This is a genomic window from Azonexus sp. GW821-FHT04F04 (genome assembly GCF_059420025.1).
In genome coordinates this window covers 1,071,434-1,097,462 of the sequence record NZ_JBWKSX010000001.1, presented here as the reverse complement: position 1 = coordinate 1,097,462, position 26,029 = coordinate 1,071,434, and the positions used below count along the sequence as shown (strand labels likewise).

Annotated in this window: 19 protein-coding genes; 9 read left to right on the top strand and 10 right to left on the bottom strand. The window is 64.0% G+C overall.

The features are described 5' to 3' along the window. Window positions 1-9: 9 nt before the first annotated feature. The 6 genes from adk to AC07TV_RS05315 form a co-directional block, all read right to left on the bottom strand. Window positions 10-663 carry an adenylate kinase gene (gene adk / locus AC07TV_RS05340; protein ID WP_494647358.1) on the bottom strand — a complete coding sequence of 218 codons (654 nt, stop codon included), beginning with the start codon at window positions 661-663 and terminating at the stop codon, window positions 10-12. A gap of 101 nt (window positions 664-764) precedes the next feature. Further along, the gene (gene kdsB / locus AC07TV_RS05335) at window positions 765-1,538 is read right to left on the bottom strand and encodes a 3-deoxy-manno-octulosonate cytidylyltransferase (protein WP_494647357.1); all 774 of its coding nucleotides are present in this window, start codon (window positions 1,536-1,538) and stop codon (window positions 765-767) included. Then, window positions 1,538-1,714, bottom strand: a complete 177-nt coding sequence (locus AC07TV_RS05330) for a Trm112 family protein (protein ID WP_226401137.1) — start codon at window positions 1,712-1,714, stop codon at window positions 1,538-1,540. The genes kdsB and AC07TV_RS05330 overlap by 1 nt, the downstream gene beginning before the upstream one ends. Then, a complete protein-coding gene (gene lpxK, locus AC07TV_RS05325; RefSeq protein WP_494647356.1) occupies window positions 1,695-2,693 on the bottom strand; it encodes a tetraacyldisaccharide 4'-kinase in 999 nt (332 codons plus the stop codon). Before lpxK ends, AC07TV_RS05330 begins: the two co-directional genes overlap by 20 nt. Further along, on the bottom strand, window positions 2,693-3,106 hold the full coding sequence (locus tag AC07TV_RS05320) for an ExbD/TolR family protein (RefSeq protein WP_226401139.1): 414 nt from the start codon (window positions 3,104-3,106) through the stop codon (window positions 2,693-2,695). Before AC07TV_RS05320 ends, lpxK begins: the two co-directional genes overlap by 1 nt. A gap of 3 nt (window positions 3,107-3,109) precedes the next feature. After that, window positions 3,110-3,715, bottom strand: a complete 606-nt coding sequence (locus AC07TV_RS05315; RefSeq protein WP_494647355.1) for a MotA/TolQ/ExbB proton channel family protein — start codon at window positions 3,713-3,715, stop codon at window positions 3,110-3,112. A gap of 283 nt (window positions 3,716-3,998) precedes the next feature. Here AC07TV_RS05315 and xseA point away from each other — a divergent pair, with 283 nt between their 5' ends. Both xseA and AC07TV_RS05305 read left to right on the top strand, forming a co-directional pair. Then, window positions 3,999-5,351 (top strand): exodeoxyribonuclease VII large subunit, encoded by a 1,353-nt coding sequence (gene xseA, locus AC07TV_RS05310; protein WP_494647354.1) that lies wholly within the window; start codon window positions 3,999-4,001, stop codon window positions 5,349-5,351. Window positions 5,352-5,394: 43 nt separating this feature from the next. Further along, window positions 5,395-5,979 carry a superoxide dismutase gene (locus AC07TV_RS05305; RefSeq protein ID WP_494647353.1) on the top strand — a complete coding sequence of 195 codons (585 nt, stop codon included), beginning with the start codon at window positions 5,395-5,397 and terminating at the stop codon, window positions 5,977-5,979. Window positions 5,980-6,064: 85 nt separating this feature from the next. On the opposite strand, the gene AC07TV_RS05300 is transcribed toward AC07TV_RS05305, so the two are convergent. Together AC07TV_RS05300 and AC07TV_RS05295 are read right to left on the bottom strand one after the other, a co-directional pair. Beyond that, complete coding sequence (locus AC07TV_RS05300; RefSeq protein ID WP_494647352.1) at window positions 6,065-7,480, bottom strand: sensor domain-containing diguanylate cyclase; 1,416 nt, start codon at window positions 7,478-7,480, stop codon at window positions 6,065-6,067. Between the two features lie 224 nt (window positions 7,481-7,704). Then, entirely contained in the window at window positions 7,705-8,238 is a 534-nt protein-coding gene (locus tag AC07TV_RS05295) for a hypothetical protein (RefSeq protein ID WP_494647351.1), read from the bottom strand. Between the two features lie 391 nt (window positions 8,239-8,629). On the opposite strand from AC07TV_RS05295, the gene AC07TV_RS05290 reads away from it, so the two are divergent. The 7 genes from AC07TV_RS05290 to AC07TV_RS05260 all read left to right on the top strand — a co-directional run bounded on the left by AC07TV_RS05290 (window position 8,630) and on the right by AC07TV_RS05260 (window position 21,949). Next, entirely contained in the window at window positions 8,630-10,609 is a 1,980-nt protein-coding gene (locus AC07TV_RS05290) for a tetratricopeptide repeat protein (RefSeq protein ID WP_494647350.1), read from the top strand. A 72-nt stretch (window positions 10,610-10,681) separates the two neighbouring features. Next, window positions 10,682-11,518, top strand: coding sequence for a caspase family protein (locus AC07TV_RS05285; RefSeq protein ID WP_494647349.1), 837 nt, complete (start codon window positions 10,682-10,684; stop codon window positions 11,516-11,518). Window positions 11,519-11,556: 38 nt separating this feature from the next. Beyond that, window positions 11,557-16,980 carry a DUF7379 domain-containing protein gene (locus AC07TV_RS05280; RefSeq protein WP_494647348.1) on the top strand — a complete coding sequence of 1,808 codons (5,424 nt, stop codon included), beginning with the start codon at window positions 11,557-11,559 and terminating at the stop codon, window positions 16,978-16,980. Beyond that, window positions 16,977-17,828: a D-Ala-D-Ala carboxypeptidase family metallohydrolase gene (locus tag AC07TV_RS05275; protein WP_494647347.1), complete on the top strand. Its 852-nt coding sequence runs from the start codon at window positions 16,977-16,979 to the stop codon at window positions 17,826-17,828. Before AC07TV_RS05280 ends, AC07TV_RS05275 begins: the two co-directional genes overlap by 4 nt. Window positions 17,829-17,831: 3 nt before the next feature. Next, window positions 17,832-19,391 (top strand): hypothetical protein, encoded by a 1,560-nt coding sequence (locus tag AC07TV_RS05270; RefSeq protein WP_494647346.1) that lies wholly within the window; start codon window positions 17,832-17,834, stop codon window positions 19,389-19,391. Between the two features lie 21 nt (window positions 19,392-19,412). After that, window positions 19,413-20,591, top strand: coding sequence for a patatin-like phospholipase family protein (locus AC07TV_RS05265; protein WP_494647345.1), 1,179 nt, complete (start codon window positions 19,413-19,415; stop codon window positions 20,589-20,591). Continuing rightward, window positions 20,588-21,949 (top strand): tetratricopeptide repeat-containing protein, encoded by a 1,362-nt coding sequence (locus AC07TV_RS05260; protein ID WP_494647344.1) that lies wholly within the window; start codon window positions 20,588-20,590, stop codon window positions 21,947-21,949. The genes AC07TV_RS05265 and AC07TV_RS05260 overlap by 4 nt, the downstream gene beginning before the upstream one ends. 104 nt (window positions 21,950-22,053) lie before the next feature. Here AC07TV_RS05260 and AC07TV_RS05255 read toward each other — a convergent pair whose 3' ends face one another. Both AC07TV_RS05255 and AC07TV_RS05250 read right to left on the bottom strand, forming a co-directional pair. Continuing rightward, complete coding sequence (locus tag AC07TV_RS05255) at window positions 22,054-25,053, bottom strand: EAL domain-containing protein (protein ID WP_494647343.1); 3,000 nt, start codon at window positions 25,051-25,053, stop codon at window positions 22,054-22,056. After that, window positions 25,050-26,009, bottom strand: a complete 960-nt coding sequence (locus AC07TV_RS05250; protein ID WP_494647342.1) for a cytochrome-c peroxidase — start codon at window positions 26,007-26,009, stop codon at window positions 25,050-25,052. The genes AC07TV_RS05255 and AC07TV_RS05250 overlap by 4 nt, the downstream gene beginning before the upstream one ends. Window positions 26,010-26,029: the final 20 nt, after the last annotated feature.

Here is a 26,029-nt window from a genome sequence, read left to right as displayed (position 1 = left end):
CTTCGTCCCTTACTTCAGCGCTTCAAAAACGCTCTTGGTGATGCCATCGACGCTACCGACACCAGCCACCTTGCGTACCTTCGGGGCCTTGGCATCGCCTTCGGCCGCCCACTTGGTATAGAAATCGACCAGCGGCTTGGTTTGCGAATGGTAGATTTCCAGGCGCTTCTTGACGGTTTCTTCCTTGTCGTCGTCACGCTGGACCAGCGGCTCACCGGTCACATCGTCAATGCCTTCGACCTTCGGCGGGTTGAACTTGACGTGGTAGGTGCGACCCGAAGCCAGGTGGGCGCGACGGCCCGCCATGCGCTCGACGATATCGCTGTCCGGCACGTCGATTTCAAGCACGACATCGAGCGGCACGCCAGCATCACGCATGGCCTGAGCTTGGGGAATGGTGCGCGGGAAGCCGTCAAACAGGTAGCCGTTCTTGCAATCGTCCTGAGTCAGGCGATCCTTGACCATGCCGATAATGACCGCGTCCGGGACCAGGCCGCCGGCGTCCATGTGCTTCTTGGCTTCCAGACCGAGCGGCGTGCCGGCTTTGACTTGTGCGCGCAGCATGTCGCCGGTGGAAATTTGCGGGATGCCAAATTCTTTGGAGATGAAAGTGGCTTGCGTACCCTTGCCGGCGCCGGGAGCGCCCAACAAAATCAATTTCATGAAAAGTCCCTCGGGTTTTTAACTATTGAAAATTATTGTTATCGGCTTCGTTTCAGCGTCTGTGACGGCCGTTCTCTAAAGGCGAAAAATTACTCGGAATTTCAGGCCCGGTCAAACAGTTTGCGCATCCGCTCTGCATCTTCGGGCGTATCGACGCCAGGCGCCGGGGCGGCGTCGATCAACGTCACGCTGATGCGGTAGCCATGCCACAAGGCGCGCAACTGCTCAAGCGATTCGAAGTGTTCAGTCGGTGCCACGGTCAACCCGGAAAAAGCCTTCAAAAACGAAGCACGGTAGGCGTACAAACCGACGTGACGATAGGCCGGAAAGTCGGCCGGCAGGGTCTCGCCCCCCGCCTCTTTGGCGAAATGATCGCGGGCGTAGGGAATCGGCGCGCGGGAGAAATAGGCGGCGTCGCCATCGGCGCGGCAGACCACCTTGACCACGTTCGGGTTGAAGAAATCGGCCGGATCGGTGATCGGATGCGCGACGGTGGCAATGTCGGCGCCAGAGGCCGCCAGTTGGCGCGCCGTCTGCAGGATGACTTCAGGCTCGATCAGCGGTTCGTCGCCCTGGACATTGACGATGATGGTGTCACCACCCCAGCCGCGCTGTTCGACAACTTCGGCCAGACGGTCGGTACCGGTCGGATGGTCGCTGCGCGTCATGAGCGCGGCGACTTCATGCGCCTCGGCAGCGGCCCAGACATCCGGATGATCGGTCGCCACCCAGATTTCCTCGGCCCCCGACAGGCGCGCCCGCTCGGCCACCCGGACGACCATCGGCTTGCCGCCGAGATCGAGCAAGGGCTTGCCTGGCAGCCGGGTCGACGCGTAACGCGCCGGGATGACAACCTTGAAGGCGAGGCCGGACATTACTGCCCGTCCGCGTTGAGCTGGCGCGCTTCGTCCTCGAGCATGATCGGGATGTCGTCGCGGATCGGGAAGGCCAGTTTGCAGGGTTTGCAGACCAGTTCCTTCTCAGCCTTGCGGTGTTCGAGATTGCCCTTGCAAATCGGGCAGACGAGAATATCAAGCAGCCTGGCGTCCATGGAGTTTCTCCAAAATCAGTTCAATAAGGGCCGGCGAAAGCTCGGCCTCGACGGGCAGAACCCAGGTTTCACCCGCCGTCAGTCCGGCGCATTTTACTGCATCCTTCTCGGTCATCAGCAGGATGCCATCCCGGGCGAAGGCCAGATCGGCGGCCGAGTAGCGATGGTGATCGGGAAACGGGTGATTTTCGCAGTTCAATTCCAGAGACTCCAGCGTCTGAAAGAATCGCCCCGGATTGCCGATGCCGGCCAGCGCATGCAGCGCCCCCCGGCTGCGCAGGCTCTCGGCCGAACAGGTTTGCTGCGGATCGTCGAGGCGATAGAAGCAGCCGGGCTGCAGCCTCATGTCGAAAGTCGGCGCCGAGGCGACAAACCGGGATTTCAAATTATTGCCAATAATCGCGTCGACCGTGGCAAGTCGCCCCAGCGGTTCGCGCAGCGGCCCGACCGGCAGACGCCAGCCGTTGCCGGCGCCGCGCCCGTCGAAAACAACCAGTTCGACATCGCGGGCCAGCGCGTAGTGTTGCAGGCCGTCGTCGCAGAGCAGGATATTGACCTCGGGGTGTGCCGCAATCAGGGCGGCACCAGCGGCTGCGCGCTGTCGGCCGACGCAGACCGGTACCCCGCTGCGCCGGGCGAGCAGCAAAGGTTCATCGCCGACCGCTTCCGGCGGCGAATCGGCGCTCACCAAAACCACGCCGTCACCGCTGCGCCCGTACCCCCGGCTGATGATCCCCGGCCGCCAGCCGCGCGCCGCGAGTTGCTGTGCCAGCCACAGGGTCAGCGGCGTCTTGCCGGCACCGCCGACGATCAGGTTGCCGACGACGATGACCGGCACGGACAGTCGCACCGGCCTGGCCAGCCGGCGATTGAGCGCGCTCAACAGGCTGTAGAGCCAACTTAGCGGCAGCAAAAGCCACAACGCCGGCGTCAGCCGGCGTTGCTCGAACCACTGTCGCTGTAGCCAGCGGGCAAACATCAACGATTCTGGGTGGCGAATGAAATGTGTGGATAACCGGCCGTCTGCGCCGCCTGCATGACATCGACGACGCTTTGATGCGTCGCCTTGGCATCGGCGTTGATGACGATGAGCGGATCTTCGCGACTGCCCGCCGCCCGGCGCAAACCGTCGGCGATGCTCTTGACGTCGCTGGTCGCCAGCGGCGATTTGTTGATCAGCACCTGGCCAGTCGCCGTCACGGCCACATCGACCTCGTTGGGCTGCTCGGCCTGCTTGCTGGCATCGGCCGTTGGCAGGTTGATCTCCAGCCCGGAGAACTTGGCATAGGTGGTGGTCAGCATCAGGAAGATGATGATGACCAGCAATACGTCGATCAACGGAATCAGGTTGATTTCCGGCTCTTCCCGGCTACGGCCGCGCTGGAAATTCATCGCTTACTTCCGGTCGCCGTGCATGTACTCGACGAGGCGGACGGCCTGCTGCTCCATCTCGACAACGAAGCCGTCGGCCAGTGCACGAAAATGGCGCCAGGCGATCAGGCTGGGGATGGCGATGACCAGACCGAAGCCGGTGTTGTAGAGCGCGATGGATATACCGTGGGCCAGTTGCATCGGGTTGGTACCGGTCGGCGACTGCGCACCGAAAATCTCGATCATCCCGACCACGGTGCCGAACAGACCCATCAGCGGGCTGACCGAGGCAATGGTGCCGAGCGTCGTCAGGTAGCGATTGAGCTCGTGGGATACGGCCGAGCCGGCTTCCTCAATGGATTCCTTCATGATCTCGCGCGACGCATTGACGTTGCGCAGGCCGGCCGACAGCACGCGACCGAGCGGCGAATGGGCGTCAAGGTCTTCAAGCAGCTTGTCGTTGTTGGCGCCGCGCTTGAACTCGCCGACCGCCCGCTTGAGCAGGCCGGCCGGGACAACCTTGGAATGGCGCAGGGCGACGACGCGCTCGATAATCAACGCCACCGAAATGATCGAAGCCAGTAGCAAGGGGTAGATGGGCCAACCGGCCGCCTTAATGATCTCAAGCACGTGAGGTAATCCTTGGTGGAATAGCAGCCCGCAATTCTGCCCTGCCCCCCGCCGCAGGGCAAGCGACGAAATGACGGCCCTGGCGCGGCTTATCCCCAAAAGCTGTGGATAAGTCTGTGAATGAAGTGTCATCAGTTGCGCTAAACCCCAATCAGCAAAGGACTTTTTATACTCTGCCAAAAAACAAGGCATGTTCTTTACATCATTAAAAATCAAAGACTTAACAAAAACATAGCCTGTCAACGAATGGCTGCGAAATTTAGTCGCGGGTTACAATTGACAAATGCAAAATGCCATTCAACCTGTCGGTAACTCCGTCCTCAGCGTATCCAGCCTGAATAGACAGGTCAGGGATTGCCTCGAATCGGCCTTCCCGCTGACCTGGGTCGGCGGCGAAATATCCAACCTCACCTACGCCGCCTCCGGCCACGTCTATTTTTCGCTCAAAGACGCCAACGCCCAAGTGCGCTGCGTCATGTGGCGAAGTCGGGCGCAAGTGCTCGGTTGGCGGCTGGAGAACGGTCAGAAGATAGAAGCCCGCGTGCTGGTTTCCTTCTACGAACCGCGCGGCGAATTCCAGCTCAACGTCGAAGCCATCCGCCGGGCCGGCCAGGGCGACCTTTTCGAACGCTTCCTGCAACTCAAGGCGAAACTTGAAAATGAGGGCATTTTTGCCGTTGACCGCAAGAAGCCGCTGCCCAGCTTCCCGCGTCGCCTGGCCATCGTCACCAGCCCGCAAGCCGCCGCCCTGCGCGATGTTCTGACCACGTTGCACCGGCGCGCCCCGCACGTTGCCATCACGCTCTTCCCGACCCCCGTCCAGGGCGAAGGCGCCGGCGCCAAAATTGCCGAAGCCATCGCCCAAGCTGCCAACAGCGATTGCGATGCGATCATCCTGTGCCGTGGCGGCGGCAGCATCGAAGACCTCTGGGCCTTCAACGAAGAAAGCGTCGCCCGGGCCATCAACGCCTCGGCCCTTCCCGTCATTTCCGGCGTTGGCCATGAAACCGACTTCACCATCGCCGACTTCGCCGCCGACCTGCGCGCCCCGACGCCCACCGCTGCCGCCGAACTGGCCAGCCCCGACCGCGACGCGCTGCTCGACCGCCTGACCCAACTCGAAAACCATCTCGGCCGGCGCATGGACCGCACGCTGTCCGATCAACTGCAACGCCTCGACTGGCTGGCCACCCGCCTCGTGCACCCGGCCGAACGCATTCGCCAGCGCCAGCGCGAAGTCGACACCCTTGGTTCGCGCCTGCACCACGCCCTGCGCCGGCAAACCGAGCACTGCGCCGTTCGCCTGCACTCCCTCGGCCTGCGTCACGCCAGCGCCCGGCCGCACCCGGAAAAGCTGGCCGAAGGCATCGCCCACCTGCAATATCGCCTGAGCCGGCAGACCCAGTGGGCAATTTCTCAATATTCAGGGAAACTAAATTCGCTCGGCAACAGTCTGACCCAGCTTGACCCCCACGCCGTCCTGTCGCGAGGTTATACACTTGCCATGGATGCCGACGGCCGGGCCATTCGCGACGCCGCCCGATTAAGCCCGGGCGACCTGCTCAAACTACGCTTCGCCAGCGGTTCGGCCGAAGCCACGGTAAATCAGGTTGTCGCCAGCCCGGAAGCTGACTAGAATTTTCGATTCACCCCTCATCAAACCCCAACGGAGAACATAAATGGAACATCAACTGCCCGCCCTGCCGTTTGCCAAAGACGCCCTCGCCCCGCACATGTCGGCCGAGACCTTTGACTACCACTACAGCAAGCACCATCAGGCCTATGTCACCAACCTGAACAACCTGATCAAGGGCACCGAGTACGAAAACCTCGACCTCGAAGCCATCGTCAAGAAGGCCCCGGCCGGCGGCATCTACAACAACGCAGCCCAGGTCTGGAACCACACCTTCTTCTGGAACTGCCTGACCCCGAACGGCGGCGGCGCTCCGAAGGGTGCCCTGGCTGCAGCCATCGACGCCAAGTGGGGTTCGCTCGACGCCTTCAAGACCGCCTTCCAGACCTCCGCCGTCGGCAACTTCGGTTCCGGCTGGACCTGGCTGGTCAAGAAGGCCGACGGCTCGGTGGACATCGTCAACATGGGCGCCGCCGGCACCCCGCTGACCACCGGCGACAAGGCCCTGCTCTGCGTCGACGTCTGGGAACACGCCTACTACATCGACTACCGCAACATGCGCCCGAAATTCGTCGAAACCTTCCTGGCCTCGATGGTCAACTGGTCGTTCGCCGAAGCCAACTTCGCCTGATTTTTAGTCGCTGAAAAAATGGCCCGGGAGAGGTTTCTCCCGGGCCATTTTTTATCTTTTGTCGCCTAAACAGTGCCCCTTGGCGCTAGGGCCCACTCGGTGGTTCGACGACGACCACGCGGTTCTTGCCGAGGCGTTTGGCCTTGTACATGCCTTCGTCCGCCCGGCAAAACAGGCTATGCACATCGTCACCAGGACAGTATTCGGTGACGCCGATGCTGATACTGACATTCAGCAGCGTGCCGCCGGAGAGTGTTAGGGGGCTTTCCACAAAGCTGAGGCGCAGGCGCTCGCCAAATATGACACCGGCAACGGCATCCGTCTCGGGCATCAGTACGGCAAACTCCTCACCGCCATAGCGATAGGCACTATCCGTATGGCGCAGGCATGACTGGATGATGCCTGCCAGGGTCTGCAGAACACGGTCGCCCTCGGCATGCCCCCAAGTGTCGTTAACCTGTTTGAAGTCGTCCACATCGACAATGAGCAAGGTCAGAGGACGGCGGTAACGAACCGAACGTTCCAGTTCCTGATCAAGGGCCATGTTGAACTGGCGGGCGTTGCTGAGCTGGGTCAACGAGTCCGTCAGACTCAAGTGACGGTAACGCTCCTCGCTTTCGCGCAGCGACTCCTCGGCCATGCGGCGCTCGGTCACATCCTGCATGGTTTCGATGGCGCCAATCACTACACCGTCCCTGCTCCGCAGAGCCGTGGCCGTGAAAAACAGCCATTTCCCGACTCCGTCGACTCCCTCGACGAACTCCTCAGCCTCGAAAGCGCCATCAACCAGGGAGGACTTCCGAAGATTGCCTCGGTAAAAACGATGAAAATCTGCCTCGATGGCCCCGTCCAGGACGAGATCGGCCAGAAAAGGCCGGGCGTCGGCAAACGAAGGATGCCAGTGGTCCCGCGACAAGCGCACGTTGTCGACATGGAGCCCGGTAAGGACTTCGCAGGCCCGGTTCCAGTGCGTAATGCGATGCTCGCTATCGATAACCATGGTGGGCACTGAATTGCTTTCCACCACCTGCGAAACAAATGCCTCTTTCTCACTGAGAGCCGCCTCGGCACGGCGTCGTTCAGTGATGTCCTGCAAGGTCTCGATGGCGCCAACCACCTTGCCCTGGTCGTCCAGGATGGGAGCAGCGGTGAAATGCAACCAGCGACCGTCATCCCCGAAATCGGGGAAAAAGTCTTCGGCCTCACAGGCCCCCGCAATCAATGGGGAGGACTGGAACTTGTCCCGGTAGAAATACCGGATATCGGCTTCTTTCCCACCGTCGAGGATCAGGTCGGCCATGATCGGTCGTTCACTCGCGTAGAACGCCCGCCAATGGTCCCGGGTACCGATGACCCGTTCCGCAACAATGCCGGTCAATGCTTCGCAGGCCTTGTTCCAGCAAACAACGCGATGGTCGGCATCGATGATGAAGGTCGCCACCGGGTTGCCATCGACAAAGCCCGATAGCCTGATGTTGTTGTTAATCAAAAAATGGGGCATTTGAGTTATGTCCTCGACTCACACGACAACTCTATGCCAAAAGTAAAGTCAGGGGGTAACAATTGGCAGTAGTCGCCTGAAGTGATGAGCCAAAACTCGCCGCGCCGAGGATTTCTCACTTCAGTCAGTCCAATGTCGGCCATTGCCGGAGAGCCGCAGTACCCCACCGAGACTCATTTCCTGAAACTCAAAAAGAGTCCAACCGCCCCTTTCTGATTCAGCTTTCAGCCCTTGCCGGCCACTCGCTTCACTGTCAGCGTGACCAAAAAGGGGAATTCCGCGTCGGCGGATTTGATGACGCGATACGCCGGTCCGACGGCGCGGGCAATCCAGGCGGTCAGGGCATCGAGGTTCACGGCTTCGCAGCGCAGGTCGGCGATGACGCAGCCGTCATCTTCGTAGACCGGGAAGTCGGTGCAGCCGACCGGCTTGGCTTCCTGGTCGTAGACCCGGCAGGCGCCGCAGCTTTGGTCGTAGGCGGGGCAGGGTTTGCTGTGGGCGTAGTAGAGCCCGTTTCCGGCCCGGATTTCTTCGGGGCCCTGGCCGGCGGCGAGGCGCCGATCGAAGGCGGGGCGCGATTCGCCGAGTTGCCAGAGGGTCTTGATCTGTTTCCATTCCAGCTCAAGAACGAGCACGTCGAGTCGGCAGCACGGCTTCGAGCATTCGGCGCAATGGGGGATGATGGCGGCAACCTGATAGGCGGCGGCCGCTGCGGCAAGCTCGGTGGCGAGGCGACGGCGGGGGTTGTTGGCACTCATGGAAAGACGGCCTTGGGAAGCGTGGCGGAAGGAATGGTGAGGGTCATCGGGCACTGATAGCACGATCTGAAAGCGCGGCGCAAGGGTCGAAGCGGGATTCGCTCTTGTCTGAATTCCCGTCTTTCCGGAAAAGACGGCTGGGCCCGGCAGCCGGATCGCTGCCGCGGCATTTCATTTTTGGCTGTTTTTTCCGGTTGACCGTGAAATTTCACCTTGCCGATACAGGGACAAAGGCGCTTGGCATGACACGATCATCGGTTTAAGATGGTTCAACGACTTGCATGCAGGCAAGTCGGCAGTGCATCAAAAAAATGCCGCAAACCGCCCGCCAGCGATCAACCAAAGTTCGCAGCAGGGGTCGGCTTTGAGGCAGGCCAACAGAGGGGCGCCCATGAGTCTGCATGTCTTCGTCGCCATGCCGTTCGGTATCAAAGCCGCCGATGACGGCCGGCTGGTCGATTTCGACCGGGTTTATGCCGAACTGATCCGGCCGGCGCTGGAGAGTGCCGGGCTCGAAGTGCTGCGGGCCGACGAGGAACAGGGCGCCGGCGACATCCGCGCCGACCTTTTCCAGGAACTGTTGATGGCCGACCTCGTGGTCGCCGACCTGACGCTCGACAATCCCAATGTCTGGTACGAACTCGGCGTCCGCCATGCCTTGCGGGCGCGCGGCGTCATCCTCGTCCAGGGTCCGCGGGCAGCCCAGCCCTTCGACATCTACACCGACCGCAAGCTGACTTACCACGTGCAGGACGGCGCCCCCGATCCGCAGAGGCTGGCCGCCGACATCGCGGCGCTGGCCAACATGGCGCGCCTGACGCTGAACGCCTGGCGCGGGCGCAAGACCAGCCCGGTGTACAGCCTCCTGCCCAATCTCGAGGAACCGGACTGGACGCGGCTACGCGTCGGCAACGCGCTGGAGTACTGGGAAAACCACGACGAATGGGCGACCCGCATCGAGGTGGCGCGCAACGCCAACCACCCGGAGGACATTCTCGTCCTGGCCGACGAGGCGCCGGCCACGCCGCTGCGTGTCGAGGCCCATCTCAAGGCCGGCGAGGCGCTGCGCCGCATGGCGCACTTCCATTTCGCCCTCGAACAATGCGACCTGGCCCTCGAATTTGCCCCCGACAACCACCAAGCCGCCAGCCAGCGCGGCGTCTGCCTGCAACGCCTTGGCCGCACCGACGAAGCACGGGCCGCCTACAAGAAGCTCATCGCCGACAACGAAGACGATATTGAAGCCTGGGAACTGCTCGGCCGCCTGGACAAGGAGGAATGGGTCAGAGCCTGGCGCATCCCGGGTCACACGCCGGAGCAGATGCGCAGCGATGCGGCCTACGAAGATGCCCTGCTGCGCGACACCATCCTGAGCTACAGCCGGGCCTTCCGGAGCAGCCCGGGCCACTACCTGTCGGGCATCAACGCGGTGATGATGATGCACGTTTACCGCGACCTGACCGGCGATACGCGTTACGACAGGGAGGCCGCCATCATGGCCGGCGGCGTCGCCTGGGCGGCCTCTTGCGAGCGCAACGATGCCTGCCTTTTCTGGGCGCTGGCCAACCTCGGCGCGCTGGCCATCATCGATGGTGACCCGGCCGCCGTCGGCGCCGCCTTTCGCGAGGCCATCGCCCACGCCGACAACGACTGGCTGGCCCTCGAAGCGACCTACAAACACCTTGCCCTGCTCTCGGCGCTCGGCTTCCGCCCGGACAACGTGACCATGGCCCTGGCCACGCTCGAACGCGCCATGCTGCGCCTCAAGCCGCCAGCCAGCCAGCGCCAGCCGGACAAGGTCTTTCTCTTTTCCGGCCACATGATCGACCGCCCCGACCGGGCCGATGCGCGCTTTCCGGCCGACAAGGAAGCCATCGCCGCCGCCCGCATCGGCGAGCTGCTCGACAGCCTCGGCGCCGGCCCGGACGACCTCGCTTTCGCCCAGGGCGCAGCCGGTGGCGACATCCTGTTCGGCGAAGCCTGCCTGGCCCGCGGCGTGCCTTTCCAGATGCTGCTACCGCTCGAAGAGCCGGATTTCATCGAAGCCTCGATCCTCCCCTCGGCCAATGGCGAAGCCTGGCGCCAGCGCTATCTCGCCCTGCGCGACAAACTCACCCTGCCGCCGCGCATCATGCCGGACGAACTCGGCCCGCTGCCGCGCGACCGCGACGGCCGCGAGATGAATGCCTTCGAGCGCTGCAACCTGTGGCTGCTCTACAGTGCGCTGGCCCAGGGCCTCAGCCGGGTCCGCTTCATCTGCCTGTGGAACGGCGACGGCGGCGACGGCGCCGGCGGCACGGCGCACATGGTGCGCGAGGTCAAACGACGAACCGGCCAGGTTCACTGGCTGGACACGCGCCAGCTCTGGTAATCTGAATGTCATACTATTGATCCACCCTGTTGCTTTCAGCGCTTTGCGAACCAACTCAAAAGGAGACGAATCATGGCCAAGAAGATTGCCCTCTGCATCGGCATCAACAATTACCCCGGCACCCACATGGACCTGCAGGGCTGCGTCAATGATGCCCAGGACTGGTCGGCCGTCCTCGCCGCGCGCGGCTACAAGACCACGCTGCTGCTCGACGACAAGGCGACCAAGGCCGCCATGGTCGACGCCATGGCCAAGCTGATCGCCAGCGGCGGCAAGGGCGACAGCCTGGTCATCACCTTTTCCGGCCACGGCACCTACCAGCCGGATGAAGACGGCGACGAGGTGGACGGCCTCGACGAGGCGCTTTGCCCCTACGACCTGCAGACCAGCGGCAGCGCCCTGACCGACGACGAAATCAAGGCCATCTTCAGCACCCGCAAGGGCGGCGCCCGCCTGCTGCTGATTGCCGACAGCTGCCATTCCGGCACCGTGACGCGCGCCGCCAAGGCCGACAAAGACGCCGACACCCGGCCGCGCTTCATGCCGATGGGCAACTGGCTGCCGGCCAACCGTCTGCCCAAGAACTTCGCCGGCAAGACGGCGCAGACCATGGTCGCGCCAATCGGCACCTCGCCGCTGGCCAGCGCCTTCGTCAAGCAGGTCGGCGACCTGTTGCTGGCCGGTTGCAAGGAAGGCCCCAACAACTACAGCTACGACGCGAAAATTAACGGCCGCTACAACGGCGCCTTCACCTACTACGCCCTCAAGACGCTCAAGGCGCTCAAGCCCGAGGCAACCTACAACGACTGGTACAAGGCCATTCTGAAGAGCCTGCCCTCGGCCAGCTATCCGCAAACGCCGCAACTGTTCGGCACAGGCGCCGCCAAGACGCGCAAGGCATTGACCTGATTCACCCCGGCCCCGGCAGGCAGTAGAGGAGACACAGCATGACGACACGCACGATACGCATTCGCGGCACCAAAATCGGTGCCGGCAGCCGCGGGGCCAGCCTGCCCGGCGGGCCGGAACCGCTCTTCCGCCTCGCCCCGGGCAGCGCCCGCGATGGCGCCGGCGAGGAGATCGAGGTCAAGCCGGAAACGGTGGTGCGCGTCGCCCTAGAAAACGGCTTTGTGCTGTGGAGCCGGGCCGACGACCTGACCCGCGAATACGGCAGCCCGCCACCGCGCGGCGCCGGCGGCGCCTGGGAATTCACCCGCCTGACACCGCGCCGGGCGGTAGTCAGCGAACGCGGGGCGGCCGGGTTGGCCATTCGTGTGCTGGAATTTTTCGGCGTCGATATCAGTAAAAAAGTGGCCGGCAAGATCGGCAAGGTTTTCGAGGAAAAGTCGCTGGAAAACAAGACGCCGGGGCTTTACCGCATCGGTGGCGGCGACAAGCTGGCGCTCACGGCGGTTCCCGGCACAGGTCCGCTCCCCGCAGCCCAGGGGCCGATCCTCGTTTTCATCCACGGCACGGCGTCGAGCACCGCCGGCAGCTACGGCAAGCTGTGGGACCCGCGCAATGCCGATGCGCTGAAATTCCGCGCGACACTGGCGACGACTTACGGCGACCGGATTTTCGGCCTCGAACACCGGACCCTGACCGAAAGCCCGATCCAGAACGCCATGGCTCTGCTCGAGCGGCTACCCGACAACGCTGATGTCCATCTCGTCTCGCACTCGCGCGGCGGCCTGGTCGGCGAACTGCTCTGCCTTTCCGGCTGCGCCAAGCTGGCTGACGTCCTGACGCCACTTCAAATTCAGACCTTTTTTGCCGTTGACCGTAGCATTGCCCCGCAAATGGGCCTGGCGCCGTTGTCGGCCGACGAAGAGAAGGCGCGCAACGCCGCCTACGCGGCCGACCGCGAGTTGCTCGGCAAATTCGTCACGCTGCTCGGCAAGAAGAAAATTCGCGTCAGCCGCTTTGCCCGTGTCGCCTGCCCTGCCCGCGGCACGACGCTGGCCTCCGGGCGGCTCGACCGCTGGCTGTCGGTGCTCGACTATCTGTCGTTTACCTCGCTCGGCAACGGCGTGATCGGCGGCGCCGTCGATTTCATGCAGGCCATCGTCGCCGAACGCACCGACCCGCGCACCCTGCCCGGCGTCGAGGCGATGATTCCCGGCTCGGCCCTGACCCGCCTGCTCAACAGCTTGCCGGCCCTGGCCACCGATGCCGATCTGTCGGTCATCGCCGGCGACATCGAGGGCGGCGATTCGCTGTGGAATTCGCTCAAGGTGCTGGCCACCGACTGGTTCTACAAGAACGAGCACGACCTTGTCGTCGATACCGCCTCGATGCTCGGCGGCCTGCCGCGCCTCGCCAGTGGCGCCCGCTATCGCAAGGATCAGGGCGCCAAGGTCAATCACTTCCGCTATTTCACCAACGGCCAGAGCATCAACTGGCTGCGCGCCGCACTGAGTCGCAGCGATCAGGACAGCGGCGGCTTCCTGCCCATCGAAGCCAAGGCGCCGCGCGCCGCCCGGGCCTTCCGGCGCAAACGTGCCGACAACGTGCCGCGGCCGATTGCCGTCGTCCTGCCCGGCACCATGGGCAGCGAATTGAAGGCTGGCGACCAGGAAATATGGCTGAAATACGGCGCGCTGTTTGCCGGCGGTCTGGGCAAGCTGCGCATGGGCAAACCGGACATTGTGCCGGTCGGACTCGTCGAAGACTTCTATGGCCCGCTGGTCGACTTCCTGGCGCGCAGCCATGACGTCGAAGTCTTCCCCTACGACTGGCGCCATTCGATCCGCGAGGCTGCCACACGCCTGGCCGAAACCCTGGCCCCGCTCGTCGACCGGGCCGAACGCACGCAACAGCCGCTGCGCCTCGTCGCCCACTCGATGGGCGGCCTCGTCGTCCGTTCGATGATCGCCGACAAGGGGCCTGGCACCGCGCTCTGGCAGCGCATCTCGCACCTGCCCGGCAGCCGTTTCCTGATGCTCGGCACGCCCAACCTCGGCTCCTACGAGGCGGTGCGCTGGCTGACCGGCTTCAACCCGACACAGGCCAAGCTGACGCTGCTCGACATCACGCACGGCACCGACGAGATCATCGATATCGTTCGCAACTATCCCGGCCTGCTCGAACTGCTCCCCTTCGCCCCGCGCGATCCCGATTTCACCGACCTCACGCACTGGCAGGCGATCAGGGAAAGCACCGAGGCCGACTGGAATCTGGCCGATGCGGCGACGCTCAAGGAGGCGGCCATCTCGTGGCAACGCCTGCGCGCCGCACCGGCCGATCCGCTGATGTGCTACGTCGCCGGTTGCCAGCCGGCCACCGTCATCGACTACCAGCTGATCAGCCGCGAAGACGAGCCGCCGAGCCAGCGCAAGAAGCTCGAATTCATCGCCACCGCCTCCGGCGACGGCACGGTGAGCTGGGATTCCGGCCGCCTGCCCGGCGTGCCGATGTGGTACGTCGAAGACACTGCGCACGACGCGCTGTGCGCCCAGCCCAAGGCCTTTCCCGGCTATCTTGATCTGCTCGTCAAGGGCAGCACGACGCTGCTCCCCGCCGCGCCCCCGGCCCAGTCGCGCGCGGCTGGCGGCGAGGACCGTTTTGTTCTGCCGAGCATGCCGCTGGCCGACAGCATTCCCGGCCCGGACGAGATCGGCACATTTGGATTTTCGGGCGGAATTCCGGTTGACCGTGGGATTGTCGAAAAATCCGGCCTCACCATCGATATCGGCATCACCCACGGTAGCCTGGCCTATGCCCGGCACCCGGTGGTCGTCGGCCACTACCAGGGCGACACCATCGTCAGCGCCGAGAAGGCGCTCGACCGCCAGCTCGACGGCGCCCTGTCGGGCCGCGCCGATCTCGGCATCTACCCCGGCCCGCTCGGCACCTGCACCACTTTCTTCAACGACAGCCCGACGGCCAAGCCGGCCGGCGCCCTGGTCGTCGGCCTCGGCGAGGTCGGCAAGCTCGGCCCCGGTCAGCTCGAAGAAGCCATGCGCAGCGCCCTGCTCGACTACGCGCTACGCGTTGCCCACTGGCCGGACGACCGTTTTGGCGAAGCCAGCCGGCCGCGCTCGGCCGCCATCAGCTGCCTGCTCATCGGCACCGGCGCCGGCGGCGTGCCGATCGGCGATGCCGTCGAAGCAGTGCTGCGCGCGGCGATTGCCGCCAACGCCCGGCTGGTCGGCAACGAAATGGACGGCCGGGTGGTAATCGACCGCGTCGAGTTCGTCGAACTCTATGAAGACCTCGCCATCTCGGCCGCCCACGCCCTGCGCAAGGCCATCGACAACGTCGATCTGGCGGCCAGCCTGCGCTGGAACGCGATGGCCATCGAGGCCGGCCAGGCCGGCCAGCACCGGCTGCGCGCCGACGAGTCGCCGGAATGGTGGCACCGCCTGGAAATCATCGAGGACGAGCACAACGACCAGTCGCTGCGCTTCATCTTCCCGACCGACAAGGCGCGCGCCGAGGAAACCATGGCCACCGGCCAGTTGTCGCTGGCCGACTCCTTCATCGAAATGGCCAGCCAGGACACCAACCGCAACGCCGAGGCGGCCAAAACGCTGTTCGAACTGCTGCTGCCGGTCCGCGTCAAGGAACTGTCGAGCCAGCAGGGCAACCTCGTGGTCCTCGTCGACAAGCGTTCGGCCCGCTATCCGTGGGAATTGCTCGAAGACCGCTGGGGTAGCAGCCCGCGCCCGCCGGCCGTCAATGCCGGCATGATCCGCCAGTTCAAGACCAGAAACTTCCGCGCCCGGCCGGCCTACGCGCCGAACGACACGGCGCTCGTCATCGGCAACCCGGACCTCGGCAACTCGCCCGACTTCGCTGATCTGCCCGGCGCCCGCAACGAGGCGCTGAGCGTCGTCGGCACCCTGGCCAATGCCGGCTACGATGTCACCGACCGCATCGACGAACGGACGCCGGCCATCCTCGAAGCGCTGCACCGCGAGAAGTGGCGCATCCTCCACCTGGCCGGGCACGGTGTGCATGACTACAAATCGGCGAAAATGGCCGTTGCCCGTTCTGGGATGGTCATCGGCCTCGACACCATCCTGACCCCGGGCGACATCGAGCAGATGCGCTGGGTGCCCGAGCTGGTCTTCATCAACTGCTGCCACCTCGGACGCATCGACGGTCTCGGCAAGACCGAGCCCGGCGTGCTCGCCGCCAACCTCGCCGAGCAGTTCATCAACATGGGCGTCAAGGCCGTCATCGCTGCCGGCTGGGCCGTTGACGACGTCGCCGGCAAGGCCTTCGCCGACGCTTTCTACCGCCACATGATGGCCGGCGGCTTCTTCGGCGAAGCGGTACGCGCCGCCCGCGAAGAGATTTTCGTCGTCTGCGACAACGTCAATACCTGGGGCGCCTACCAGTGCTACGGCGACCCGAATTTCCGGTTGTCGCGCGACGGCGTGGCGCACTACGCCGAGGCACCGCCCTACATGACGCCGCACGAACTGGCCGTCGATCTCGACAACCTGGCCAGCGGCCTGCGTGACGGCGGCGACAGCTCGGACATTGCCGAGCGCCTCGACCGCCGCCTCAAACGCATTCCGCCCACCCAGCAAGCCTGGGCCAAGCGGGCCGATGTGGCGGCGGCACTCGGCTTTGTCTGGGGTGAAGCCGGCGAATGGGAAAAAGCCATCGCCAGCCTGCGCGCAGCACTCACCGCCGAATCCGGGCAATGCAGCGTGCGCGTCATCGAGCAACTGGCCAATTACGAAGTCCGCCTGGCTGGCAGTCGCTGGCTGGCCGCCGACGACGGGCAGCGTGACAACACCCTGCGCGCCAGCCTGCGCCAGGACATCGAACAGGCCATCGACCGGCTCGCCGGGCTGTGCGCCAGCGGCCCGACCAGCGAACGGCTGAGCCTGCTCGGCAGTGCCTACAAGCGCCTGGCGCTGATCGAAACCGCCGCCGGACGCTGCGAAGCCCTGGTCAACATGGCCGAGCATTACCGCGATGCCTACGCCCGCGAGGGCAAGGCCTACGCCTTCACCAACTGGGCCAGCGCCGCCCTGCTCATTCGCCGCTTTTACCCGGAACAGCCGGCCGACCAGCCGCCGCTGCTCGGGCTGTCCACGCTCAAACAGGACGTCGCCCGCCTGCGCAAGGAACTCGACAAGCGTAACGCGAGCGCCCCGAACTTCTGGGACAGCGCCAGCCTGGCCGATCTCGACCTCGTGCACAGCATGGCCGACCAGTTGCCGGGCAGCCGGCGCAAAGCCGCCGGCCCCGCCGACTCGGCACGCCAGGCCTATCGTCAGGCGATCCAGCGTGGGGCCAGCGTGCGCGAGCGTTCATCGGTCACCGAGCACCTCGACTTCCTGCGCCTGAATTTCCCGGACGACGACCCTATGGTCGAGCTGATTGACCAGATCAAGGAGGACCTCGCATGAGCCCCCGCCAAACCCCAGCCAAGCTGAGCCAGGCTGCCTCCGTTGCCGCCAAGGGCGCGGCCCAGAAGACCATCCGGCGTCGGACGGTGACCAGCGTTGAGCCGGCTACGGTGGTCGCCAAAACCCAGACCGAATCGACGCCGAAGCAAGCAGCACCGAAAGTAAAGGCGGTGAGGAGAACAGCAAAGTCCGGCGCCACGCCGCTCCCGCCGCCGGTCACCCGCCCGGCGCCGCCAATATCCCGTGGAGTCTCGCGTTCGGCCAGTCGCTCGGCAGATTCCACGGTCGACCGGAAAAATGAGCCAATTTCGCAATTCACCCTGGCCAACGTCAGCCACGACACCCGCATCGCGCCCAACTTCCTGGTCTATGAACTGACCCGTTCGGAGCTTGCCGACCGGCGCGGCATCGACAACCGTTTCCCGACCGACAAGGAGCTGCGCGCCGCCATCCATCTGGCCCGCGAAGTTCTCCAGCCAATCCGCGACAAGTTCGGCAGCTTCACGCCGAACAGCGTTTTCCGCGGCCACCCGCTCGAACGGGCGCTCAAGAACAAGCCGGCGAGCTGGCTGAGCACCAGCCAGCACTCACGCGGCGAAGCTTGCGACATCGAGATCGTCGGCATGAGCACGCTGGCCCTGGCCAACTGGGCAAAGGACAACCTCAAGGATTTCGACCAGATCATCTGCGAGTGCTACGACCCGGCCAAAGGCCCCAACTCGGGCTGGGTGCACATCTCGCTCAAGGCGCCGGGCAGCGGCGAGAACCGTCGCCAACTGCTGAGCTACATCGCCGACCACGGCAAGATGGTCTACGTGCCCGGCCTGCGCGCCACGGCGCTTGCCTGAACCATGGCCTCCGGCAAGATATTCTTCCTGCTCGTCGTCGCCACGCTGCTGGCGCTGGTCGGCGCCTGGATCGTCGCCCGCAGCTACCGGAAGAGCATGCAGCGCCTGATGAAAGCGCCGGTCACCGCGCCGGCCGGCGCCGCTCTGCTGGCCGCCACACCGCCGGCGCCAGCCCGCAGCACACGCTTTCCGACACTCGCCGACAACACCGAGGCGCACCACCGGCTGCTCATTTCCTTCATCGGACTGACACTGGTTATCGCCCTGACGCGCACGGTCATGACCCAGATCATCGCCGACGGGCCGATCACCCTGAAAACCGTCGCCACCCTCGGCGCCGCCTACGCCTGGCCGGTATTGCCGGTGCTCGCCTTGATCGGTCGCTGGTCACGACCGCGCTTTGTCGGCGCCATGCTCGGCTGGCTGGTCCTCGCCATCGCCTTGCTGAGCTGGCGCACCAATGAAAACGTCAGCTTCGCCCAGGTCGTCAGCTGGATGCTGTTCGACACCGGACTGCCGCTCATTGTCGTCACCGCCCTCTGCCTGGGCGGCGCGACGCGCGCCGTCGGGCCATGGCTGGCCCCGTTGTTCGTCGTATTCAGCGGGTCGTCGCAACTCGGTCTGGATCTCCTGGGCGCCCTGATCGAGGCAAAAAGCCCCTTCGTCGCCTGGCTGGCCGGCTGGATGGGCGCCACCACCGCTTTCACGCTGTTTGCCGTGCTGCCCTGGCTGATCGCCTGGTGGCCGGCCCGCGCCCTTGGACGCTGGCTCGCCCAGGCCTACCGGGAACGGCGCATTTCGGAGCTTTTCTACCTGTTCACCGCAGTGTGGACCATCGCCCTGGTCGGTCCGGCCCTCGGCACCATCCATGAGCTTGGCTGGGGTGCCGTCATCTGTTTCGCCCCGCTCCTGTGGATACCGCTCGGCGCCTTGCTGATGCAGCGTTTTGCCGCGCCAACCGGCATCGACAAACCGCCGACCCTGCTCATCCTGCGGGTGTTCCAGCAGGACGCCAACGCCCAGGCCATTTTCGACCGCGTCATCGAACGCTGGCGCCTGAGCGGCAATACCGTGCTCATTGCCGGCACCGATGTAGCCGACCGCACCATCGACGCCGACGACGTGTTCACCTTCCTCGATGGCCGCCTGGCCGAACGCTTTGTCTCGCACGCCAGCGACATCGAAACCCGTCTACAGCAGTTCGAATTCCAGCCCGACGTCGAAGGACGCTACCGGGTCAACGAGTGCTACTGCCATGACAACACCTGGCAACAGGCACTCGACCGGCTGGTCGGCATCAGCGATGTGGTGCTCATGGACCTGCGCAATTTCAAGGCAAAGAACGCCGGCTGCATCCATGAACTCGGTGTCCTGGCCAAGGCGCAAAACCTCGCCCGCGTCGTCATCCTGACCAACAGCCAAACCGAACACGCCGCCGCCCAGGCGGCCGTGGTCAACGCCCCGGCCGACCGTTTCGTCTGGATCGATCAGGGCGACGACCTCAAGCCTGCCGACGTTCTCGCTACCCTCTTTCCCGCCCCCACGCCCAACACCGCACATTAGCCCCGACACAAGGAGAATCCCGTGAATCAGCAAGTCCTCACCCGCATGCAATCCGCCGGCCCGAAAAAGATCCTCGCCTGCGACGGCGGCGGCATCCTCGGGCTGATGAGCGTCGAAATCCTCGCCAAGCTCGAAGCCGACCTGCGCGTCCGCTTCAACAAGCCCGGCCTCGTCCTCGCCGACTACTTCGATTTCGTCTGCGGCACGAGCACCGGGGCGATCATTGCGAGCTGCATTGCGACCGGCATGAGCACCGAGCAGATCCGCAAGTTTTACGTCGACAGCGGCCAGCAAATGTTCGACAAGGCCTCGCTGCTCAAGCGCCTGCGCTACAGCTACAACGACGAGCCATTGGCCAAAAAACTGCGCACCGAACTCGACAAGGCGCTGAATCATGCCGCCACCGCTGCCGAGCCGAATGCCACGCTGGGCGACGCCCAACTGCGCACGCTACTCATGATGGTCATGCGCAACGTCACCACCGATTCGCCATGGCCGGTCAGCAACAATCCGCTGGCCAAATACAACAACACCGCCCGCGACGATTGCAACCTCAAGCTGCCGCTCTGGCAACTGGTCCGCGCCAGCACCGCCGCCCCCACCTTCTTCCCGCCCGAAGTCGTCACCTTCGGCGAGGACAAGGCCAAGCAGTACCAATTCATCTTCGTCGACGGCGGCGTCACGACCTACAACAATCCGGCCTTTCTCGCCTTCCAGATGGTCACCGCCGCGCCTTACAAAATCAGCTGGCCGACCGGCAGCGACAAGCTGCTCATCGTCTCCATCGGCACCGGCAGCACGGCCAAGGCGCGGCCGGATGTCGATGCCGACGACCTGTGGCTGCTCGACAACGCCAAAAACCTGCCCGGCGCCCTGATGAACGCCGCTTCGGCCGGCTGGGACATGGCCTGCCGGGTCCTTGGCGACTGCCGTTTCGGGCCGCCGATCGACCGCGAGATCTGCGACATGGTGCCGACCGAGGCAGTCCCGGTCACCTCGACCGTTCCCAAGCAGTTCGCCTACGTCCGCTACGACCCGGATGTCTCGCAAGCCGGCCTCAACGCGCTCGGCCTCGCCGATATCAAGGCCGAGCAGGTCCAGGTCATGGATTCGGTCAAGCACATGCCGCAAATCCAGCGCGTCGGCACCACCTATGCCGCCAAACACGTCAGCCTCGACCACCTGCGGGGCTTCGCATGAAAACCTGTTTCGTCATTCAGGGCTTCGGCAAGAAGACCGACTACACCGACGGCCGCGTCCTCGACCTCGACGCCTCCTACGCCATCATCAAGGAAGCCGTTGAGGCGGCCGGGCTGCAATCGATCCGCGCCGACGAAATCCAGCATTCGACGGTAATCGACGTCCCGATGTACGAAATGCTGCTGCAGGCCGATGTCGTCGTCGCCGACCTGTCGACCTACAACGTCAACGCCGCCTACGAACTTGGCGTGCGCTACGCCCTGCGGCCGCGCACCACCATCGTCGTCGCCGAGGAAGGCTTCAAGAATCCGTTCGATGTCGGCCACATCGCCATCCGCCGTTACAAGCACCTCGGCGAGGACATCGGCGCCCGCGAGGCGGCCCGCTTCAAAGCCGAACTGAAGACCGCCATCGAGGAAATCCTCGCCTCGAATCGCGCCGACAGCCCGGTCTATACCTTCCTGCCGCAGCTCACCCCGCCACAATGGGCCGCCGCACCAGCGGGAGCAGCAGCGCCAGCCCCGACCGTCGCCGAACCGCCACAGGCACGCGGCGGTTTGTTCACCGTTGCTGCGGCCCACCTGCCCGGATTCATCGATGAACTGGTTGGTGGCGCTGCCCCGGAACCGGTCGCCACACCAAAGGCCATGCTTGACGAAGCATTGGCCAAAATCAATCCGCCGGCTGGCGAGGCCAGCGATTTTGCCGGCGCCCGCGCCCTACTGCAAAAAGTCAGAGAACTGCGCCCGAACGACCCCTTCGTCACCCAGCAACTGGTTGTCGCCACCTACAAGGCGAAGCAGCCCGATCCGGCAAGCGCGCTGCTCGAAGCACGCAGCATCATGGAAAAGTCACTCGACCCGGTGTCCACCAACGACCCCGAAACCCTCGGGCTGTGGGGCGCCGTTCACAAACGCCTGTGGGAACTCCACGCCCGGCCGGACGACCTGAATGCTGCGGTCGACGGCTACGAACGCGGGTTTTCGTTGCGCCGCGACTGGTACAACGGCATCAACTACGCCTTCCTGCTCGACCTGCGGGCGGTCGAATGGCTCAAGGCCGGCAACAAGGACGACGCCATTGCCGACTCGGTGCTCGCCCGCCGTGTGCGCAGCGAAGTCGGTCGACTCGCGCTGGCGCCGGCCGAAGACGAGGATGCCGATCCGAAGAAACGCTTCTGGGCCGTTGCCACGCTGTGGGAGGCGGCACTCGGCCGCGGCGATGCCGCCGAGACCGCGCGCTGGGGTGCGGCCGCGGAAGCGCTCGCCGTGCCGCAATGGATGCAGGACACGCGACTGGAGCAAGGGCGCAAACTGGTTGAATTGCACAAGGCTTTTGCCGCGCTCTCGGCGCCTTGAGTCTTTGCGTCTCGCGCGGACGGTGATCGTCGCAGCGGGTGGCTCCTCCCCTTCATGTCCCGTAGGGACGGTATCCCTTGCGGCAAGGAGAAGGAGACCACACGCTAACTCCGGCGAACGCCGACCAGGCGTTGCAATCGCATGAGTAGCGCCAACGTCTCGTCGCGCGCAGCGAGAAGTTCGGGAATGTAGCTCCGCGAGGCCTCGATCCTGCCATCACGCCAGCAGTTGTCGATCTGCCCAGCGATTTGGTGGATACGTTGGTGCGGGCGGTCGATTTCGGCAAACACCGGGTGGATTTCATAGCGGCGACGGGTATCGCCGAAATACCACTTGCCGAATTCGCAGCGGGTCGCGTTGTCGAGGTGCGCGCACGGCGCCGGCTGCCCCTCGTTGGTGGCATAGACGATCTGGCTGACCCAGTTACGCAGCTGGATTTCGGCAATCAGCATCGGATAATCGGCAACGTCCCAATACAGCTCACTGATCTCGCGCCACAGCGGGTCGGGCTGCCATTCCCGTACCCATTCGACGATCTTTTCGGCCGGCATCGGCTTGGCGATGCCGTAGCCCTGGGCGTGATCGCAATTGAGCTGAAGTAGCAGGCGACCGTGTTCGATCGTTTCGACGCCTTCGGCGATGATCTCCCGCTGGAAGGCGCTGGCCAGGCTGATAACGCCCTGAACGATGACCAGATTGTTGTAGTCGCTGAGAATTTCGCGGACGAAGCTCTGGTCGATCTTGATGATCTCGGCCGGCAAACGCTTGAGATAGGTCAGCGAGGAATAGCCGGTACCGAAATCGTCGAGCGAGAAACGCACGCCGAGGGCACGGCATTCGTCGATGACCCGCGAGGTCTTGGCGACGTCTTCGAGGGCTGCCGTTTCGAGGATTTCCATTTCGAGCAGATGGGCCACATCAGGATGCACGAACAACGCGGCCTTGAGCTTTTCGACGAATTCCGGCGCCTGCAGCTGCTTGCTGGCAACATTGACGCTGACCGTCAGATCAAGCCCCTCCTGGTGCCATACCTCCATCTGGGCGAGCACGGCTTCGATGACCCAGTCGCCGATCAGCTTGACCATCACGTCGTCGTTGATCAGCGGCAGGAATTCGCTCGGCGCCAGAATGCCGCGCTCCGGGTGGTTCCAGCGGATCAGGGCCTCGGCGCCGGTCACCTTGCCCTGGCGCATGTTGACCTTGGGCTGGTAGAAGAGGACGAATTCGTGCTCGTCGAGCGCCTGGCGGATGCGGTTCACATGATCGCGCCGGCTGCGCGTGTGGCGATCCTGTTCGGCGTCGAAAATCTGATAGCAGTTCTTGCCGGCCTGCTTGGCCCGATACATGGCCTGGTCGGCATGGCGCAGCAGGGTATCCGGATCCTGGTCGTCTTGCGGGAAGAGCGTGACCCCGACGCTGGCCGAGATGCTGACAGGCTCCGGCAGAACGGTCAGCGGCAGGGCGATCTGGGCTTGCAGGCGACGAATTGCTTCGTGGCATTCGGCCTCGCTGACAAAGCCCAGCAGGAGCAGGACGAACTCGTCGCCGCCAAGGCGGGCCACCGTATCGCCGCCACGCATGATCTGGCGCATGCGGTTGGCGATTTCGATGAGCACCATGTCGCCGGCGCCGTGTCCCCAGGTGTCGTTGACCGGCTTGAAGCCATCGAGATCGAGATAGCAGATGGCCATCAGCGATGCCGTCCGGCGGGTCTGGGCAATGCCCTGAACCAGGCGGTCGGCGAGCAACGTACGGTTTGGCAGCTCGGTCAGCGGATCGTAATAGGCCATCTGCGTCAGCTGTGACTCCTGCGCCTTGAGGCGACCGATGTCCGAGAAGACGGCGACGTAGTTGGTCAGTTTTCCATCGCTTTCGCGCACGGCGGAAATTGACAGCAGCTCCGGATAGATCTCGCCGTATTTGTTGCGATTCCAGATTTCGCCGCGCCAGCTATCGGTTTCGTTGATGCTCTTCCACATCGCCTCGTAGAACTCGCGGTCGTGGCGACCGGATTTGAGGACGCGGGGGTTGCGCCCGATGACTTCGCTGCGCTCCCAGCCGGTAATGCGCGTAAAAGCCGGGTTGACGTCAAGGATATTGCCGGCGGCGTCGGTCAGCGTGATGCCGTCGTGAGCACTGCGGAATGCCGTAGCGTGCAAGGTCAGCTGCTTCTCGACGGCAAGCTGCGCGGCGTAGCGATCACCGAGTTCACGATTGGCTTTGGCCAGCGAGCCGCGAGCCTGATCGAGCCGGAAAAACAGAAAGGCCAGAAAAGCAGTGAGCAATATCGCCAGGGCGTACAGCGCCATGCGGTAGCGTGTGGCTGCATGGTGGGCCCGGGCATGGCCGTCGGCGTAGTCATGCGTCAGTTTTTCGAGCAATGAATTGCTATGCAAATCGGCAATTTCGGCCATCAGGACATCGAGCGCGCCGAGCCGCTTGCCGATGCTGTCGCCATGGCGAATGATGTTGTCGATCAGGTGTTTCTGCGGCGCTCCCAGGGCAACGCCAGCCAGTTCGTCGCGCGCAGCGGCGACTCGTTCGCCCCCTTCCGGCGTCGGGGTATGGGCGAAAGCCAATACCTCACGCGTATATTTCCCGGCCGGATCACGCAGGCTGCCCGGTTGCGTAGACAAGAGCTGGGTATCGAGAAAGGCAGAGGTCGCAATCGGAAAAAACGCCATCGAATTGCGCAAAATGGCGTTGTCGCGCTTGAACTGGTCGACCAGCCCTGATTTGCGGGCGATTGCCGCGATCAACTCGCCGGCGGTGGCAGCAACCGCCGCGCGATCGTCGGTGGCGAGGAAAGTCGGGGGGGCGCTGACTTCCTTGGCAAGAAGCTCGACCCGGTTCATGTAATGGGTGATCGCGTCGTAATTCCGGACCTGCTCGAGGCGATTGGCCAGGATCTGGCCGTCAACACGCGCATCGAGTTCGCCAAGGTCGCGCAGCTTCTGGGTGTAGGCGAAGTGGGCTTCAGGCGAAACCTTCTCGGCCAGCAAAAACAGCCAGGTCAGTGCCGAAACGAAGAGGCCGACTGACAGGGCAAGGGCCAGCCGGAACTGACTTGGCGGTACGCCGAACACCGGTTTGGACAGGCTCATTCCAGCCGTTTCCCTTCCCATTCGCCGGTCAGGGTACGCAGGAAGGCTACCAGTGCATTGACGTCCTCGCCGGAAAATTCCCGACCCAGCTGGTAGCGCCCCATGATGATCACCGCCTGATCGAGCGACTCGGCCGAGCCGTCATGGAGGTAAGGCGGCGTCACGGCAACATTGCGCAGGCTGGGCACCTTGAAAACGTTTTTGTCCTCGTCGAGTCCGGAGACGTTGAAGCGGCCGAAGTCGGCCTGGCGGCCGGCACTATCCTTGAGGTAACTGTCCATGATGCCAAAGCGCTGGAACATGTTGCCCCCCAAGCCGGCGCCCTGATGGCAGCTGGCACAGCCGTAATCGAGAAAGCGCTGGTAGCCGGAGCGCTCGAGCGGGGTGAGCGCCTCCTTGTCGCCGGACAGGTAGCGGTCGAAAGGGCTGTTCGGGGTGAGCAGTGTGCGCTCGAAGGTGGCGATGGCGTCGACAATGGTTTCGCCGGTCATGCCCTGCGGGTAGATTCGCTTGAATTCCTGACGATAGCTGTCGTCACGACTGAGCTTGGTAATGACCTCGCCCCAGCTGGAGGCCATTTCAACAGGATTGTGTACCGGCCCGGCGGCCTGCTCTTCGAGGCTGGCAGCCCGGCCGTCCCAGAACTGGACGAAATTCAGGCTGCTGTTGAACACTGTCGGCGCATTGACGCCACCTTTCCGGCCTTCGATGCCGACGGAAACGGGCAGGCGATCACTGCCGCCGCTCTCAAGCCGGTGGCAGGTGGCGCAGGCGACCGTGTCGTCATGGGAGAGGCGGGTGTCGAAGAAAAGACGTTTGCCGAGCGCAACCTTGTCGGCGGGCAAGTCGGGAACGGGAGGCAACGCCAGCATCGCCCCCGAGCCTGACAGCGTCCCCTGCAGCGACGGCTGGCCCGGCCTTGCCACCGGCTGGCCCGAAGTGGTTTCTTCGCGCATGCACCCGAAAGAGGCTGCAA

Excerpts from the sequence above, each read along its gene's own strand:
- adk (WP_494647358.1), bottom strand. The coding sequence starts at position 663 with ATGAAATTGATTTTGTTGGGCGCTCCCGGCGCCGGCAAGGGTACGCAA.
- kdsB (WP_494647357.1), bottom strand. The coding sequence starts at position 1,538 with ATGTCCGGCCTCGCCTTCAAGGTTGTCATCCCGGCGCGTTACGCGTCG.
- AC07TV_RS05330 (WP_226401137.1), bottom strand. The coding sequence starts at position 1,714 with ATGGACGCCAGGCTGCTTGATATTCTCGTCTGCCCGATTTGCAAGGGC.
- lpxK (WP_494647356.1), bottom strand. The coding sequence starts at position 2,693 with ATGTTTGCCCGCTGGCTACAGCGACAGTGGTTCGAGCAACGCCGGCTG.
- AC07TV_RS05320 (WP_226401139.1), bottom strand. The coding sequence starts at position 3,106 with ATGAATTTCCAGCGCGGCCGTAGCCGGGAAGAGCCGGAAATCAACCTG.
- xseA (WP_494647354.1), top strand. The coding sequence starts at position 3,999 with ATGCAAAATGCCATTCAACCTGTCGGTAACTCCGTCCTCAGCGTATCC.
- AC07TV_RS05305 (WP_494647353.1), top strand. The coding sequence starts at position 5,395 with ATGGAACATCAACTGCCCGCCCTGCCGTTTGCCAAAGACGCCCTCGCC.
- AC07TV_RS05300 (WP_494647352.1), bottom strand. The coding sequence starts at position 7,480 with ATGCCCCATTTTTTGATTAACAACAACATCAGGCTATCGGGCTTTGTC.
- AC07TV_RS05295 (WP_494647351.1), bottom strand. The coding sequence starts at position 8,238 with ATGAGTGCCAACAACCCCCGCCGTCGCCTCGCCACCGAGCTTGCCGCA.
- AC07TV_RS05290 (WP_494647350.1), top strand. The coding sequence starts at position 8,630 with ATGAGTCTGCATGTCTTCGTCGCCATGCCGTTCGGTATCAAAGCCGCC.
- AC07TV_RS05285 (WP_494647349.1), top strand. The coding sequence starts at position 10,682 with ATGGCCAAGAAGATTGCCCTCTGCATCGGCATCAACAATTACCCCGGC.
- AC07TV_RS05280 (WP_494647348.1), top strand. The coding sequence starts at position 11,557 with ATGACGACACGCACGATACGCATTCGCGGCACCAAAATCGGTGCCGGC.
- AC07TV_RS05275 (WP_494647347.1), top strand. The coding sequence starts at position 16,977 with ATGAGCCCCCGCCAAACCCCAGCCAAGCTGAGCCAGGCTGCCTCCGTT.
- AC07TV_RS05270 (WP_494647346.1), top strand. The coding sequence starts at position 17,832 with ATGGCCTCCGGCAAGATATTCTTCCTGCTCGTCGTCGCCACGCTGCTG.
- AC07TV_RS05260 (WP_494647344.1), top strand. The coding sequence starts at position 20,588 with ATGAAAACCTGTTTCGTCATTCAGGGCTTCGGCAAGAAGACCGACTAC.
- AC07TV_RS05255 (WP_494647343.1), bottom strand. The coding sequence starts at position 25,053 with ATGAGCCTGTCCAAACCGGTGTTCGGCGTACCGCCAAGTCAGTTCCGG.
- AC07TV_RS05250 (WP_494647342.1), bottom strand. The coding sequence starts at position 26,009 with ATGCGCGAAGAAACCACTTCGGGCCAGCCGGTGGCAAGGCCGGGCCAG.